General features: G+C 34.7%; 14 protein-coding genes and 1 pseudogene. 8 read left to right on the top strand and 7 right to left on the bottom strand.

Features of this window, described 5'->3' with window-relative positions:
* The coding region (locus ACSVDA_RS23390; protein ID WP_485886624.1) for a nuclease/transposase family protein at positions 1 to 839 on the top strand (839 nt) is incomplete at its 5' end.
* 348 nt (positions 840 to 1,187) lie between these two features.
* On the opposite strand, the gene ACSVDA_RS23395 is transcribed toward ACSVDA_RS23390, so the two are convergent.
* Positions 1,188 to 1,883, bottom strand: coding sequence for a 5'-methylthioadenosine/adenosylhomocysteine nucleosidase (locus ACSVDA_RS23395; protein ID WP_485886626.1), 696 nt, complete (start codon positions 1,881 to 1,883; stop codon positions 1,188 to 1,190).
* Positions 1,884 to 2,012: 129 nt separating this feature from the next.
* On the opposite strand from ACSVDA_RS23395, the gene ACSVDA_RS23400 reads away from it, so the two are divergent.
* Positions 2,013 to 2,474, top strand: coding sequence for a DinB family protein (locus ACSVDA_RS23400; protein WP_485886647.1), 462 nt, complete (start codon positions 2,013 to 2,015; stop codon positions 2,472 to 2,474).
* A 501-nt stretch (positions 2,475 to 2,975) separates the two neighbouring features.
* Here the strand turns inward: ACSVDA_RS23400 and aroA are convergent.
* Positions 2,976 to 4,319 carry a 3-phosphoshikimate 1-carboxyvinyltransferase gene (aroA, locus tag ACSVDA_RS23405; protein ID WP_485886628.1) on the bottom strand — a complete coding sequence of 448 codons (1,344 nt, stop codon included), beginning with the start codon at positions 4,317 to 4,319 and terminating at the stop codon, positions 2,976 to 2,978.
* Positions 4,320 to 4,439: 120 nt separating this feature from the next.
* Here aroA and ACSVDA_RS23410 point away from each other — a divergent pair, with 120 nt between their 5' ends.
* Complete coding sequence (locus tag ACSVDA_RS23410; protein ID WP_485886630.1) at positions 4,440 to 5,327, top strand: LysR family transcriptional regulator; 888 nt, start codon at positions 4,440 to 4,442, stop codon at positions 5,325 to 5,327.
* Positions 5,328 to 5,701: 374 nt separating this feature from the next.
* Here ACSVDA_RS23410 and ACSVDA_RS23415 read toward each other — a convergent pair.
* Positions 5,702 to 5,974, bottom strand: a pseudogene (locus ACSVDA_RS23415) (hypothetical protein).
* A 187-nt stretch (positions 5,975 to 6,161) separates the two neighbouring features.
* On the opposite strand from ACSVDA_RS23415, the gene ACSVDA_RS23420 reads away from it, so the two are divergent.
* Positions 6,162 to 7,460: an S-layer homology domain-containing protein gene (locus tag ACSVDA_RS23420; RefSeq protein ID WP_485886632.1), complete on the top strand. Its 1,299-nt coding sequence runs from the start codon at positions 6,162 to 6,164 to the stop codon at positions 7,458 to 7,460.
* A gap of 72 nt (positions 7,461 to 7,532) precedes the next feature.
* On the opposite strand, the gene ald is transcribed toward ACSVDA_RS23420, so the two are convergent.
* Positions 7,533 to 8,666, bottom strand: coding sequence for an alanine dehydrogenase (gene ald, locus ACSVDA_RS23425; RefSeq protein WP_485886634.1), 1,134 nt, complete (start codon positions 8,664 to 8,666; stop codon positions 7,533 to 7,535).
* Positions 8,667 to 8,855: 189 nt separating this feature from the next.
* Positions 8,856 to 10,097 carry a PucR family transcriptional regulator gene (locus ACSVDA_RS23430; protein ID WP_485886636.1) on the bottom strand — a complete coding sequence of 414 codons (1,242 nt, stop codon included), beginning with the start codon at positions 10,095 to 10,097 and terminating at the stop codon, positions 8,856 to 8,858.
* Positions 10,098 to 10,284: 187 nt separating this feature from the next.
* Between ACSVDA_RS23430 and ACSVDA_RS23435 the strand changes: the two genes are divergently transcribed.
* Positions 10,285 to 11,214, top strand: coding sequence for a lysophospholipase (locus ACSVDA_RS23435; RefSeq protein WP_485886638.1), 930 nt, complete (start codon positions 10,285 to 10,287; stop codon positions 11,212 to 11,214).
* Positions 11,215 to 11,538: 324 nt separating this feature from the next.
* Here ACSVDA_RS23435 and ACSVDA_RS23440 read toward each other — a convergent pair whose 3' ends face one another.
* Positions 11,539 to 11,904: a VOC family protein gene (locus ACSVDA_RS23440; RefSeq protein ID WP_485886640.1), complete on the bottom strand. Its 366-nt coding sequence runs from the start codon at positions 11,902 to 11,904 to the stop codon at positions 11,539 to 11,541.
* 279 nt (positions 11,905 to 12,183) lie between these two features.
* Positions 12,184 to 13,266 carry an AI-2E family transporter gene (locus ACSVDA_RS23445; RefSeq protein WP_485886642.1) on the bottom strand — a complete coding sequence of 361 codons (1,083 nt, stop codon included), beginning with the start codon at positions 13,264 to 13,266 and terminating at the stop codon, positions 12,184 to 12,186.
* Positions 13,267 to 13,555: 289 nt separating this feature from the next.
* Between ACSVDA_RS23445 and ACSVDA_RS23450 the strand changes: the two genes are divergently transcribed.
* From ACSVDA_RS23450 to floT, 3 genes are all read left to right on the top strand, one after another.
* Positions 13,556 to 14,368: a class I SAM-dependent methyltransferase gene (locus ACSVDA_RS23450; RefSeq protein ID WP_485886649.1), complete on the top strand. Its 813-nt coding sequence runs from the start codon at positions 13,556 to 13,558 to the stop codon at positions 14,366 to 14,368.
* 61 nt (positions 14,369 to 14,429) lie between these two features.
* Positions 14,430 to 14,969: an NfeD family membrane protein gene (locus ACSVDA_RS23455; RefSeq protein WP_485886643.1), complete on the top strand. Its 540-nt coding sequence runs from the start codon at positions 14,430 to 14,432 to the stop codon at positions 14,967 to 14,969.
* A gap of 45 nt (positions 14,970 to 15,014) precedes the next feature.
* The gene (floT, locus tag ACSVDA_RS23460) at positions 15,015 to 16,577 is read left to right on the top strand and encodes a flotillin lipid rafts scaffold protein FloT (RefSeq protein ID WP_485886645.1); all 1,563 of its coding nucleotides are present in this window, start codon (positions 15,015 to 15,017) and stop codon (positions 16,575 to 16,577) included.
* The last annotated feature ends 362 nt before the right edge of the window (positions 16,578 to 16,939 follow it).

Consider the following 16,939-nt stretch of genomic DNA (forward strand, 5'->3'; position numbering starts at 1 on the left):
ATAAACGTGGCGTTTGGGAATGGAAAGAATCTAGTCCTAAGCTTGTTAAGGTTGGGAAAAAGTACTTTCTCAATTTTACATACGAACACAAAGTAACATTAACTAAAACAAAATTAAAAGACCAAAAGATTTGTGCCATAGATCTTGGAATCACAAACTCTGCGGTTTGTTCAGCTATGGATTCAACCGGAACTGTCTTGGCTCGAAAGTTTATTAACCAGCCAAAAGAAAAAGACCGATTGTATACAATGACGAACAAATTACGCAAAGTACAAGCGATTACTGGCTGGATAGCTGCTCCTAACTTTTGGCGTAGAATCAATGGAATTCAAAAACACATTGTAAACAATACTTCTTACGAAATCGTGAAGTTCGCTCGCGAGCATAATTGCGATGTAATTGTCTTAGAGTACTTGGATAAAATGAAAACCCCAAAGGGGTACTACGGTGCAAAGAAACTTCGTTTCAAGCTCCATTATTGGAGAAAAAAAGGGATTAAAAACAAAGTCACTCAAATGGCTCACTACCTCGGAATGCGTATTTCTAGAATTAACGCTAGAAATACAAGTGCCTTAGCTTTTGATGGTTCGGGAAAAGTAGAGAGAAACCCTAAAAAAGACCTTGCCACGTTCTCGACGGGCAAAGTTTATCATGCGGATTTATCAGCTTCTTACAATATCGGAGCTCGATATTTTATTCGAGGAGTCCAAAAATCCATTTCTGAAAAGAAATGGTTGTCCCTTCAGGCAAAAGTTCCTGAATTGGCAAAAAGAACAGAACAAAACTTGTCTTCATTAATTAGTCTTAACTTGGCATTAGAGTCACCGAAGGTGGCTTAATAGCTTGTTTTGTACTCTATTTAAGACAAGGGATGCTCCATCAAATTGTACAACAATTAGTTGGAGAGGTTCACTGAGAGATAGAAAGATGTACAATGCGTCATAATCCCATTTTCTTAGATGAAAATTAGCTTAGTTTTGTTTAAATGTCTGACATTTTGATGCATGCTAGTAAAATTTGACTAATAAATAGGATTTTTTTATGTTGTTTTTATTTTGAAAAACAACGATCAATAAATAACCCACCTATACAGGTGGGCATAACAATCAATTGGAATGTGATTATTTTATCTAATGCTAAATTGTAAGTTAAAATCAGTATTGTCATATTAACTGTTGTCATGCCAGTTAAGTTACTACAGATGATATATTTTTTATCATATTCATTACTATTGTTGAAGACTTTTCTCCTGCAATTTTTTCAAAGGAATCATAAGATAATGAAGCTTGTTCATCAGCATTATCGGATATACATCTAATGATAAGAAATGGGATATCGTTTAAAAAGGCTACATGACCAATTGATGAACCCTCCATTTCTACACAAGCAGGTGAGTATGTATCGATGATTGTTTCTTTTATTTTACTATCTTCAACAAAACATTCTCCGCTAACAATTCGACCTATATGATATGTTGTCGATTTTAGTGAATCACAGGTTGTAATCGCGCAGTCTATTAGTTGTTTATTCGCATAAAATGCTTCTTGGTAAGGGAAAAGATTTTTCATTTGAGAACTTCTCACATCATGATGAGTTACATCTGACGAAACAACAATGTCACAAACTTTTATATCATCTCGTAAACTACCAGCCACCCCAGTATTAATAATCGCGTCAATCTCAAACTTATCTATTAAAATCTGTGTACAAGAAGCTGCATTTACTTTGCCCACGCCACAGCGTGTGAGTATAACAGGCTGATGAAAAAGAGTTCCTTCATAAAAAGAAAAGCCTGCAATTTTGTGTTCAAAGAGGATTTCCATTTCATTTTTAATTAGGTCAATCTCAACCTGCATTGCTCCGATAATAGCTATTTTTTTCAATGACTATTCACCCCAGTTTATACTTGACGTATTTACAATATATTAAAGTTTGACGTAGGATGCAAAAAATATTTAACTTAATAGATTATAAATTATAGATTGGAGCAAATAAGAGTGGAGTCAAATAACATATATAATTTATTCAAATACAATTGGCAGGTAAGAGATGAATGGTTCAATTGGTGCAAGCAATTAACTGTTGAAGAATTATTAATAGATCGTGTTGGAGGCGTTGGGAGCATTCTTTATACGTTATTTCACATTATCGATGTTGAGTACAGTTGGATTCGTGCAATTCAAGGTGAAGAGGATAAGGTGATAGAATTTAAAAAATATCATACGCTTGAAAACATTATTTCACTTTCACATGCTTGTCGCTCTGACATCGAGAGCTTTATTGAGGAGAACTCACAATGGTTAGATGATGAACATGTTACCGTGTCGTGGGATGACGAGGAATTTACGAAGATAGAAATTTTAAATCATGTCATTGTTCATGAGATACATCATCTCGGTCAACTATCTGTTTGGGCCAGAGAGCTAAATTTAGTACCTGTTGGCGCACATTACATTGGAAGGGGGCTGAGATAAGCTAGATTCTTCACGGCTACTTAATCAAATCTCACCCCATTCATTGAACTACTCACCACTTAGCTTCGCTTGAAGTGGGAGATTCCTGCGAACACTAGCGTAACTGCAAGTTATTTAGCAGGCTCTACGGGTAGTCCCTACCCTGAAAGCAAAGCTTGTACGTTTACTCACACGCTCCCTACTTTCCAACCGACATTGGGCTTCGCCCTTCTCATTCCTTGAGGTGAGAGTCTTCTGCCGGAAAAAGATAAAAACGAAAAGACTTTCTGTTCCTAGACTTACTGAATGACTACAGTTGTTTGAGATATTTCCGAACCTTACTATTTATTAATGGCCATTTTCGTAAACTTTTGTTGATTTATTCTCTTAATTTTGACTATCTGATGTAAATTATATAATTTATATAGTTATTAGAAGAGAAATGATGCCATATGAGTTTATTTCTATAGCGAAAAACAACAATTAATGCAATAACAGCTTTGGTAAATACAATTATACGGTCTAGGAAACATCTAATCCTAGCTCTCGTAATAAATCAAAATAAGTTGGACATGTTTTTGAAACACATCCCGGATTATCTATCATTATCCCCTCAACACGAGAACCAATCAGTGATAGAGCCATGGCGACTCTATGGTCATCGTAAGAATGTAATAATGTTGGGGTTGGTTCTCCTGGATAGACAGTTAAACCATCTTCAAATTCTGTCACTTTAATATTTAGTTTTGAAAGAGAAGTACAAATGGCAGTTATTCGATCTGATTCATGATGTCTAATATGAGCTACTTCTTTAATGGTAATAGGTCCGTCAGCAAACGGTGCAATTGCTGCAACGGTTAATGCTTGATCTGACATCTCTTTCATACTTATTTCGAAGCCACCCTTTAACTTCGGTGGTCCTTGTAATTCGATATAATTAGCTCCTTTCGTCACCTTACAGCCCATACGAACTAATATATCAGTTAATTGAATATCAGGCTGCTTCGTTTGATAATTGATATTTGGTATACGTATTCTGCCGTTAGTTATCGCAGCTAAAGCTAAGAAATAACTTGCTGTAGATACGTCGGGCTCTATATGAATGTGTTGAGCTACATATCTCTTTGGCTCAATTTTTATATGGCTAAGGTTTTTATCATATTGAATTTCTGCACCAAATTTTTTCATTAAATCTAGTGTAATATTTACATAGGACTTTTGAACAATGTGATCTAATATTGCTATGTTAACAGTTTCTTTTGCGTAAGGAGCTGCTATCAATAAGCCACTAATAAATTGACTTGATAATGCACCTGAAATTGTAATATCTCCTCCTTTCAAGCTTGATCCTTTTACTATTAGAGGATAGTATCCTTCTTGTCCCAAGTATTTTATGCTAGCCTCAGTTCGTAATAGCGCATCTATTAATGGCTTTATAGGCCGCTCACTCATTCTTTTGCTAGCATGTACTTCCCAAGATCCTTTATTGGCAATCGCTAACACACCTGGTAAAAATCTTGCAATGGTGCCAGCAGCGCCGATGTATAGAGGTTCATTTCTTTCTGACCACATGCCATTTAATCCTTCGATAGACACTATATCATCATTTATCGAAATGCCTACCCCTAAATTACGTAATGTTTCTAGGCACCAATACGAATCGTCGCTTTTTAGTACACCTGAAATGACAGATTTCCCAGTAGCTAAAGCACTTAAAATCAATGCTCTATTAGTAAAGCTTTTACTACCTGGGATCGTTACTATCCCATTTATGTTACCGATTTTTGGAGATATCTTTATCACATTTTTTTCTTTTAATGAGGACCAAGGAGATCTAGCCTTCATGTCTATTAATGAGTTCTTCATATTTTGCACTCACCTCATATAATAATATTTTATCTTACACGTATGTCACTTCCCGTTTTGTATATTATAATTAACTTCTAGGTATAAATATAATTAATGTTATTTATAGCAGTTATAGAGGTGATTTATATTATTGAAAATTTAGATTTGTATCGTGTTTTTTATATTACTGCAACAGAAAAAAGCTTTTCACTAGCAGCAAAAAAAATGTTTTTAACACAACCTAGTGTTAGTCATTCAATAAAACAATTAGAGGAGAAGTTAGATACATTACTGTTTGTAAGAACATCAAAAGGAGTTAGGTTAACAAAAGAAGGGGAAATGTTATTTCATTTTGTAGAGCAAGCCTTTCACCTTATTGAAAAAGGTGAGAAAAAAGTTAATGAGTTAAAAAACTTAATGAGTGGAGAAATAAGTATAGGAAGCAGTGACTCTCTATGTAAACATTATTTACTTCCTCATATTAAAACGTTTACTGACAAGTATCCACAAGTTCAAATTCAATTAAAACACGGGACGACACCTAATATCATTGAAATGTTAAAAATAGGCAAAATTGACTTCGGGATTGTCCACTTGCCAATCGAAGATAATCAAGTGGATGTAACCGAGTTCATTAATATCCATAGCTGCTTCGTCGTAAGTTCAAAGTATAAAAAGTTATTAAAAAATGACGTATCATTGAAAGACCTTTTGACTTATCCACTCATTACATTTTCTAAAAACAGTAGCTCTAGGAAGTTTATAGAAACTTTGTTTAAAAAATATGACTTAACTTTTGAGCCTGAAATTGAACTCGGGAGTGTAGATTTGCTCATTGAATGTTCCAAGATTGGTCTAGGGGTTGGGTTCGTGACAAAAGAGTTTGTTATGGAAGAGTTAGAACAAAACATACTTTATGAAGTGAATTTGCAGGAAGATATACCGGTTAGGAAACTTGGCATCGTTACATTAAAAAATGCGCCCATTTCAGTCGGCTCTAAAAAATTTATAAAATCGATGAAGTAGAAGAGGGTAATTAGAAAGCATCATTTTAAGAGTATACAATTAAAGTGACATTTGAATGTAGTAGAGGATTTTTCAAAACTATCACATCGTTTCAGAGTTTATCGATCCTAACGAACTCATCCTTACAGGCCGACATTAAAATTATGTATTGATGAAGCTAACTACATAGGGTGTTAGAGGATGCATAAATACAAGAGAAGGATGACTCTTTTTATTAGAGGCATCCTTCTCTTTATATTTTAGTACATGTTAAATAGTTGTTAATTCATTTTGGAGTGTTTGACCAACTGAATATACTCGTAGCCTAAGCCTGTTTCGACTGTTTCATATGTTACCGAACCTTCTCAACATTCACACTAAACTATAAGGACGTATTATTTGCGATGACCTAATACTTTTATAAGCGGTTTGTAGTGCATATAGAACGATATATTCGTTAAAGCGATCGTAGATGTCCGCGTCACTGTACAAGGCATGTTTGCAACTGTGTAATGAGCAACACCGTGTTTCGAATATGTTGGATTATGTGATCAACTGTTAAAAAAACCACCATAATCGATTGCAACATCACCAATACCTAAATGATTTTTCATCATAGCAACGACGTCTTCTGTAACTAATTCAAGCGCTTTCGCACCATGGATCAAAACAGCCCCATAATTAGACTGGATTCCTATACTGCTTCTGTGATAATTAATGAATTTGACATTAGAGTTTGTATGCTATTTCCTAAGGAATTCTCAGCATTAACTAAGTGTAATCTTTTATAGCACGAAGCGTATACATGTTAAAGTAAGTTTAGATTAAGAGATAAAAAAATTGAAGGGAGAAAAAATGATCAAATCGTTTAAAAAGAGTTATATTGTATTAATGAGCTTTTTACTCATGTTTGTTGGAGTATTATCTCCTGTATCTGCTGAGGAGTCTCAAGAAACTGTTAATTACATAGCATTGGGAGATTCATTGGCAGCTGGTATTACTCCTAATAAGGAGCTAGGGAATAGTTATGCTGACCTAATTGGTAATCAATTTATTGAAGAAGGTATTTTAGACACATTTACGAAAGAATTTAGTTTTCCAGGTTATACTTCACAGGATGTACTAGATAATCTCGAAAATGAATCACTTAAAGAAAAGTTAGCAGAAGCAAATCTTGTTACAATATCTGCTGGTGCGAATGATTTATTACAACTTGTAGAAATTAATACAGATACGAGAAAGGTTAGTATAGATCCAGCTGTTGTACCGCCTGCTCTTGCCAGCATTCGTTCAAATATGTCTAATATTATTTCTAAAGTAAATGAGTTAAGCCCTGAAGCTGAGATTTATATTATGGGTTATTATTTTCCTTATCCACATGCTTCAAATGAACAGAAGGCTCAGCTTATAGAACTGAGTAAGACATTAAATGAAACACTTGAATCAATAGTGCAGAATGAAAATGCATTTTTTATACCATTATTTGATAGCTTTGGGACAAATGCTACACATTTAATTCCTAATCCATTAGACGTACATCCGACTGAAGAAGGGTATCAATTAATGGCTGATGCTTTTTTTGAGTATTATAATTCAGTTGAAGATACACCTCCTAATGCCCCTGAATTTGTTGATGTACCAAAAGCTCATTGGGCATATGAAAAGATCATGACATTAGCCAATGCGGGCTTGTTAGCTGGGTTACCTGAAGGTGAGTTTCAGCCTGATAGGAGTGTGACGCGTGCCGAAGCAGCATTTATCCTTGCCAATGCCATTCCACTTACAGAAAATATACCTGCTAACCCTGGGTTTACAGACATTTCAGAAGACCATCCTGCATATTATGCAATCGCTAAACTAACTGAAATGGGGATATTCGTCAAGGCAAATACATTTAATCCTGATGGCACCTTAACAAGGTCACAGATGTCAAAAATCATTACGTTATTGTTTCAGCTAGAAGGAGATGGTACATCATCGTTTACAGATATTTCGCCTGACCACTGGGCAGCTGATTACATCGACGCACTTGCAACAAACGGTATTGTAGGGGGATATTCAGACGGTACATTTAAACCGAATGGTGATACGACAAGAGCTCAGCTTGCTGTTGTTGTATGTAATACATTACAAGCATTAGATCAATTACCTTAAAACTATTCTTGGCTACTACAAGAGGACGACCTATTAATAAGTCGTCCTCTGTTTTTTTATTTACATCTATTGTTAAATAGTTGTTAATTCTTTATTGAGTGCTTGATCAACTGAAATGTACTCGTATCCTAAGTCTGTTGCGACTGCTTCATATGTTACCGAACCGTTCGCAACATTCACACCAAGCTTTAAGGACATATTATCTGCGATTGCTTTTCCAACGCCTTTATTAGCGATTTGTAATGCATACGGAACTGTTACATTCGTTAATGCGATCGTAGATGTGCGCGGTACAGCACCAGGCATGTTTGCAACTGCATAGTGGACAACGCCGTGTTTCGTATATGTTGGATTATCATGTGTTGTAATATGGTCAACTGTTTCAACAATTCCACCTTGATCAATCGCAACATCAACAATAACAGAACCAGGTTTCATCGTAGCAACCATGTCTTCAGTAACAAGTTTGGGAGCTTTCGCACCAGGGATCAAAACAGCCCCGATAACTAGATCGGATTCCCTTACTGCTTCCGCGATATTTAACGGATTTGACATTAAAGTTTGTATGCTATTTCCGAACAGGTCATCCAATTGACGAAGACGTTCTGGACTTAAATCAATTATCGTTACATCTGCACCAAGTCCAGCAGCAATTTTTGCCGCATTTGTACCAACTACGCCACCACCTATGACAGTAACTTTTCCTCGTGAAACACCTGGAACTCCACCGAGGAGAATACCTTTTCCACCTTTGGGTTTTTCTAAGAATTGCGCACCTATTTGTGAGCTCATGCGCCCAGCAACCTCACTCATTGGTGTTAATAACGGTAATGTACGATTTACTTCAACTGTTTCATAAGCAATCGCTGTTACTTTTTTATCAACAAGAGCTCGTGCGAGTTCTGGTTCAGCTGCAAGGTGAAGGTATGTGAATAAGATTAAACCTTCGCGAAAGTAATTGTATTCAGAAGGAAGTGGTTCTTTGACTTTCATAATCATATCTGCACTGTCCCATACCTTAAGAGCAGAATCAATTATTTGTGCACCAGATGCTTTGTAATCTTCATTTGTGAATCCGCTTCCAACGCCTGCATTCATTTCAACTAATACACTATGCCCAGCATTCGTTAATGCTACAACTCCAGCTGGAGTGATGGCAACACGGTTCTCATTGTTTTTAATCTCCTTAGGTACCCCTATAATCATCCTTTTATCCCCCTTGATAAATGTCACTAAATAACATGATCATATATTTAAGGTTAGTATAAATGTAAAAAAATATTTTTTCTTTGTGTAAAAACAAAAATGTAAAAATGACCATTTGTGGATTTCCACAAATGATTTAGGTCTGCCCCTCACTACTTTTAAAACGTTCGAGTAGTGAGGGGCAGACCCTTACATTAAGCGGCTTAATTTCATTTCGATATAGAGGGTAAGTTTTTGGTTGGGGTCCTTTAGATTTATATCACCAACCGCTGAAATACGTTTTAATCGGTAAGATAATGTGTTGACGTGAATATGGAGATGTTTTGCTGTTTCATTAATATTCCCGTCAAAATCTAAATAAGCTTCTAATGTCTGAAGTAAATGGTTATTTTGTTGGCGATCATATTCTACAAGCTTGTTTATTGAATGATTCTCAATACCATCCTTACGTTTCTTTTCCAATAAAATATCGAAGTATTGATAGATGCCAATATCCTGGTAACTTAAAATATTAGTCATTTCATTAGGATAACGTTCCTTTAGATCCAGTACATTTAACGCTTCTTTATAGCTAGTTTCAACTTTTTGATACTTATCATAAACTTGTCCTGCGCTTCCAATAATATTTGTGACGTTGAAGCGTTCTTTCATTCGTTTTATAAAAAGTTCGATAAAGTTAGTAAGTTCATGTTTTTGCTCGTTGTTCTCTTCTTTAGGTGATGTGAATAATATTAATTTATTATAATCAATAGTGTAAAAAATAATTTTTACCCGTTGTGACGTAGTTAAAATATATGTAATGTTTTTTTCTATATTATGATCAATACTACTTTCAAATTGAAAGACGATGATTGAAAATAATTTAGGAGGATTTAGTTGTAATTGAAAGAACTCTTGATCGATTTCATCCTTTGATAACATATGACCAGTTAATAATTTCCAATAAAATTCTTGATAGCCCTCTTTGTTTTGTTGCTTACGAATTTGGAGCTGTAACAGATGATTCTTTGCTAATTGTGCCATTTGTTGTAAATAAACCAGGTCGTCTTCAGCTAGAGGATTCTCTACTTCTAATGCCCAAATAAAGCCTAATACTTCTTTGTTTTTGCGAATCGAAATTGCGACACGCGATCCTAAACCGACTTCACTGATGCTTTTAACACGCAACGGTTCGTCCCCTGCTAATAAAGCAGGAATTACACCGTTTTTCCATAGACTGTTAATAATTTTTTCAGGAACTCTTCTTCCAATGATTGTCTTAATTCTTGCTGGGTCTGTTCGTTCATCATGTGTACTATAAGCTATTAATCGGTGGTTAGCATCCTCAATGGTTATAGGGCATTGAAGTACGTCACTAATATGATCAACGAACGATTCCATATCACCTAATACACCTTTATATGAATGGTTTTTAGAAGAATAACCTGTCATACAATCGCTCCTATCCATAATATTTCTCATATGATTTCATAAGGAAAGGCAATATGCCTTAAAAATTACTAAAGCTAATGAAATATTATGTTATTTGCATATATTTTAATTGATTAGAAGGATTAATTCTATGTGTAGTCAAAATAAAATATAACAAAGTGAAAATTACTGCCAAGGGGATGTTATGATGCAAGTTGCAACCTTTACTTATTCAGCAACTGATAGTGAGCAGGTTTATGCTAAAAAATGGATTCCTGAATTATCCGAGCACCCAAAAGGAATTGTCCAAATTGCACATGGTATGGCAGAACATATTGGGAGGTATGATACATTTGCTCAAGTGCTCGTCAATGAGGGATATATTGTTTATGGTAATGATCATCGAGGTCATGGACACACTGCAAATAATGAAGAAGACATTGGATATTTTGCAGATACAAACGGCTTTGATTTAGTTGTAGCCGATATGTTTCGACTCACTAACCTGATCAAGGAACAGCATGAACAACTTCCAATATTTTTATTTGGTCACAGCATGGGATCGTTTTTGTCTAGAAGATTTATTCAATTACATGGTGAGGAGATTACTGGTGTAATACTTTCTGGGACTGGCGGCGACCCTGGAATCTTGGGGAAAATTGGGGCAAGATTAGCAAAAAACGAAATGACTAGGAAAGGACGGCGTCACCGTAGCAAACGGTTAGATAAACTGTCTTTTGGTAGCTATAATAAATCATTTAAACCGACACGAACTGATTTTGATTGGCTATCACGGGATCAACAAGAAGTAGATAAATATGTCGACGACGCTTTATGTGGTGAAGTATTTACTTCTAGTTTCTTTTATGATTTATTTACAGGCCTAGAGGTCATTCATAGAAGGGAAAATATTTTAAAAATACGAAAAGATTTACCGATATACTTATTTTCGGGCACAAAAGATCCCGTGGGTAATTTTTCGAAAGGTGTATCGAAAGTATATGAAGCGTATAAGGCGGCAGGTATTGAAGACGTTACTTGTAAATTATATAAAGGTGGGCGGCATGAAATGTTGAATGAAACAAACAGGGATGAGGTGTATGAAGATATTATTACATGGCTTAAAAAGCATACTTGAATTAAGTTTTAACTAGTATCTAAATGCCTAGTGCAAATAAAGAAGCATAGCAAGCTTCTTTATTTGCAGAAAATGTGTCACGAACAATGGTTATAAACGTTTTTTTAATCCTTAGTATGAAAAAACACCATTGAAGAATACACCTTTAGCAAAAGTAAAGGTGAATATAGCAAGTTTTGTTTTAATGTTAGCTATTTGCTCTATACGTTTTTCAATTAGGTGGATTAGTCTCCACCTGACTTTTTATGTTCAGCTTTTGGTTAAGAAGCTGAGTTGATGACGCAAAATGACCTTACATTATGAATGCTAATATGTATTTCAATATTATTTCTTTTGAATAAGACCTAGACCAATTCCTGTAGGGTCTACTAAATAAGCGAGGTAATACTCATCAAATTCCATTTTATCTCTTACGACCATTGCACCGTTTTCTTTTGCTTTGGAAATGGCATCGTCAATCGCTTCAACTTCAATTTGTAAACGTGTTCCGTGAGGATAATCTTTTGCACCTTTTGCAATTCCCCCACTTATTCCTTCATTTGCTCCTTCACCAGTCGAAACAGGGTGATACCCCCATTGTGGTGCAGCAATTTCCCAACCGAATACATTTGCATAAAATGCTGTAGCTTTTTCAGGATCTTGGCTATTTAACTCAAATCCAATTACTTTGCCAGTTAGTTTTTTCTTCATAATCTTTCCTCCGTTTGAATTCAATAAAGTTTACAGCAGTTATATAGTGTATTGGAATACATAATACCATAAAATAGATAATTTTCATTTAATTGGTTTGTTAGTTTTATACTCTTAAAGCATAATATACAGCTAATTGTACTAAACTAGGTCAGTGAGGTGCTTTTTTGAGGATGCAAAGATGATAAAATCAATAATCGTTAACATAAATAAAGTAGTTCATATTGGAAATTATTGATAATAATCCAACTGAACTACTTAATGTTAAGGTATTTGTTCTTATTTAGATAATCTAGCTTCTACTAAATCTTCAACCGTTGTTTTTATGACAGCAACTATTGGGACAGCAATAAACATTCCTATGACACCCATTGTACCACCACCAATGATAATAGCTAAAATAATCCATACAGGGCTTAAACCAACTTTATCACCCAATATTTTCGGTCCTAAATAATAACCATCAAATTGTTGTAGTCCAAAGATGAAAATGGCAACCCATAATGCTTGGATTGGATCGTTAAATAATGTAATGATAACAGCAGGTACCATGCCGATAAATGGTCCGAAGTATGGAATCATATTTGTAATGCCCACTATTAAGCTGATTAATAATGCATAAGGGACATTCAATAATAACAACCCTATAAAACACAATATTCCTATAATAAGAGAATCTAATAATTTTCCAACTAAAAATTTCGAGAAAACTTCATCTAAATTACTAAAAAATTGGAGTATAGATTTAGCATAACGTTCAGTGAGTAATGCTTTGACCATTTTTTTTGCTCCGATGCCAAAAGCCTCTTTATCTTTTAACATATAGATCGAAATAATAATCCCTATTAGTATATTAAAGGCAGTCGAGGTTAGCGAAATAAGCCAGTCTGCAAGCTTATTTAAAAACAAATTAGTAAATTCCCCAATTTTCATAAATAAATCATTGGCGTATGTATTTACATAAGATGTTACCCCGTACTTTTCAAAAAGTTCATTATTAACGATATACTTTGTAATCCAATCATTCGTATCTGATATGTACTTAGGGAAGTTGCTAATAAGGTTACCGATATTATCAATAATAATAGGGGTTATAAAAGTGAAGATTAAACCTATAAATGAAAAGAATAATAAATAAACAGCAGTTATACTTATAATCCGGTTCATTCTGAATTGGCCTTCAAAATAATCAACTAACGCTTTTAATAAATATGCAATTCCAAAGGCGATAAAAAATGGAGATAGTAATGATAAAAATGAAGAGACCGTCAGCTTTACCAATTCATAATTATCTACAAATTTCCATAATACTAATGCTGCGAATAAAAACAGCAAATATTGATACCACTTACGATCCTTCAATGCACAAATCTCCTTACAATTATTTTATGTACTTCTATATTAGACTGTTTTATCGCAATAGTCCATTTATCTGCAAAACTACATTGTACAAAGTTGTTTTTGCATAAATTGTAACTTTTTACTAAAGTATAAACACGATTACATCAAGCATTCGTAATATTATTTCTGCCCTAAAAATTAGCAAAAAAGTTAATAAACAGAACTAATGTATTAGACTTGAAAAAAGATAAAGGATTAAAACAGCAACATGACGAATATTATTAAACTTAGTAGAATGGGGGGATACGAAATAAAACAGGATGTAATTAGTTTCTATAATCAAATGGCATGGAATGAGAAAGCTTACGAAGCTTGGTCTGCAAGATATGGCACACCGAAAGAGTACGCTTTACAGTTAAAGAAAAATCCAGAAAATAAAGTATCTCACTACTTAAGGTTTATGGGTGACGTAAAAGGTAAAAAGCTAGCAAATTTGTTAGGATCTAAAGGTAATAAAGCTGTGTGTTTTGCATTATTAGGAGCTGAAGTAACCGTTGTTGATATTTCAGAAGAAAATAAAAAATATGCAGTAGAGTTGGCACACGAAGCTAATGTGAATATCGAGTACATCGTTTCAGATGTATTAGCAATTCCAGATGAAAAAAAGCTAGCAGAGTACGATTTCATTTTGCTAGAATTAGGAGTGCTGCACTATTTCATTGATTTAGAACCTTTATTTAAGCTTGTCTTCCAATCACTCAAATATGGGGGGAAGTTGATACTTAGAGACTATCACCCAGTCGTATCCAAGTTGCTTCAAGGAGAAAATAAACTGAAAGCTGCGGGAGATTATTTTCAAGAAGAAGTAATAGACGAAGATGTTGCATATCGTATCTTATTACCTGAAGATCATCGTAATACGTTAAATAAAGTGAAAATTCGCAGGTGGAATATAGGAGAAGTCGTGACAGCTGTTTCACAAGCTGGCTTCATAATAAACTGTTTAGAAGAAGAAAAGGGAATCAAATGGGCGATGAAATATGATTCAGATGATGGAATTGAAAATAGGATTCCGGGATTATTCACTTTAGTAGCTTCTAAACAAAATATTAAAGAATTTTGAAACTATTCTTGCATAAGATCGTATTATTAATTAGGCAGCCTAAAGAAAGGAGGAAAAAATGATGGAGGTTATGGGATATCCCTTACAAACTATTTATTTGTATTGTTTAATAGGTGGAGGCATATTAACGGTTATTTATATTTTATTTGGTGATATTCTTGATGGAATATTGGATGTTGATCCCGGAGGATATTTAAATCCATCTTTGTTGTTATCATTTTTCACTATTTTTAGTGCAGCAGGATACTTATTAGAAAGGTTAACTTCCCTTACAAGTATTGTTTCAGCAATTATATCTTTTGTTACGGCTCTTGTTTGTTCAATTATTTTGCATTTATTTGTTTTTGTACCATTAAAGTCAGCTGAAAGCTCAATTACTATATCTGAAGACGATTTAAAGGGGAGAATTGGTAAAGTTATTATTTCAATTCCAAAAGGTGGCTATGGAGAGGTAATATTAGAAGGTAAGAGTGGCAATATCGCAAAATCTGCACAGAGCTTTGATGAACAGCCGATTGCTTCTGAACAACAAGTCATTATCATTGATGTCAAATCCGGTGTATTACAAGTAGCACCTTATGAGGAAAATTATGAGTTTTAAAAATAAATTTATTGTAAGATAGAGAATAATAGAGGAGGAGATAAAATGAGTGGTCTTAGCACAATATTTATCGTAATAGGAGTTGTAGTTTTATTAATTCTTGCTTTAATTGCTGTATTTGTTAGCAGATATAGAACAGTTGGCCCAGATGAAGCACTTATCGTTACTGGAAGCTACTTAGGGAGCAAAAATGTTAATGTCGATGAAGGTGGTAATAAAATAAAAATAGTCCGTGGTGGAGGTACATTTGTATTACCAGTATTCCAACAATCCGAACCGCTAAGCTTATTATCTAGTAAACTAGATGTGCAAACACCTGAAGTATATACGGAACAAGGTGTTCCTGTTATGGCAGATGGTACAGCGATTATTAAGATTGGAAGCACAATTGGTGAAATTGCAACAGCAGCAGAGCAGTTTCTTGGGAAAACAAAGGATGCACTGCAAAATGAAGCGCGAGAAGTATTGGAAGGACATCTTCGTTCTATACTAGGATCAATGACTGTAGAAGAAATTTATAAAAATCGGGAAAAATTCTCTCAAGAGGTTCAACGGGTAGCATCTCAAGACTTAGCAAAAATGGGTTTAGTTATCGTATCATTTACGATTAAAGATGTACGCGATAAAAATGGCTACTTAGAATCATTAGGTAAACCTCGTATTGCCCAAGTAAAACGTGATGCTGACATCGCGACGGCAGAAGCAGACAAAGAAACACGCATTAAGCGTGCTGAAGCGGATAAAGATGCTCAGAAAGCTGAATTAGAACGTGCAACAGAAATTGCTGAAGCAGAAAAAGAAAATCAAATGAATATTGCTGATTACCGTAGAGAGCAGGATATTGCGAAAGCACGAGCTGACCAAGCGTATCATTTAGAGGAAGCACGTGCTAGGCAGGAAGTTACAGAACAACAAATGCAAATTAGAATTATAGAGCGCCAAAAGCAAATTGAGCTTGAAGAAAAAGAAATTACACGTCGAGAAAAGCAATATGATTCTGAGGTGAAAAAGAAAGCAGATGCTGATCGCTATGCTGTTGAGCAGTCAGCAGAAGCGGAAAAAGCTCAACAAATTGCACAGGCAGATGCACAAAAGTACCGTGTTGAAGCGATGGCAAGAGCGGAAGCGGAAAAAGTACGAATTGACGGTGTTGCAAAAGCAGATGCAGAACGTGCACAAGGGGAAGCAGAAGCGGAAGTTACACGTCTTAAAGGTCTTGCAGAAGCAGAAGCGAAACAAAAAATTGCTGAAGCATTTGAGATGTACGGTCAAGCAGCAACACTTGATATGATTATTAGCATGCTTCCACAATATGCGAAGGAAGTTGCAAGTCCATTATCAAATATTGATAAAATCACTGTCGTTGACACAGGTAGTGGAGAAAATGGTGGTGCCAACAAAGTTACAGGTTATGCTACAGATTTGATGTCAACACTACAGGAATCCCTAAAGGCTTCTTCTGGCATCGATGTCAAAGACTTAATTGAGAATTTCTCAGGAAAAGGAAATATAAAAAATAGTTTAGACGAATTAAAAGAAGAATTTGTAAAAGAGCCTATTTTGGTTGAAGGAAAGTCGAAAGATCTAGTGACAAGTGAACATCAATAATATTGATTTGCAAGACAAATAAATAACTATAAAAAAAGGGAATTGACATATTATCAACGGTATGTCAATTTCTTTTTTGTCGTATATGTCTTTATGAATGAGTACATCATGAATCGTTTGTTACATATATACAGAAACTTAACTAGTTGTTCTCACTCTAAAGCAACAGAATTAATATGAACTTTTAGAAAAAATAAATAGATAAGCAGACTTCTTTATAACAACTTTTGATATAAAGGGAATTTTGAACAAAAAAATAGCGACGCATTCCCCTTCAAAATCTATTTGATTTAGTGGGGGTTAGTCGCTAAGGTCTTCATTCACCTTGTTCTTCAATGTATTTTTTTATTATGTCAATGGTA

The organism is Cytobacillus sp. Hm23 (genome assembly GCF_051842895.1).
In the GTDB taxonomy this organism is placed as follows: domain Bacteria; phylum Bacillota; class Bacilli; order Bacillales; family SM2101; genus Nanhaiella.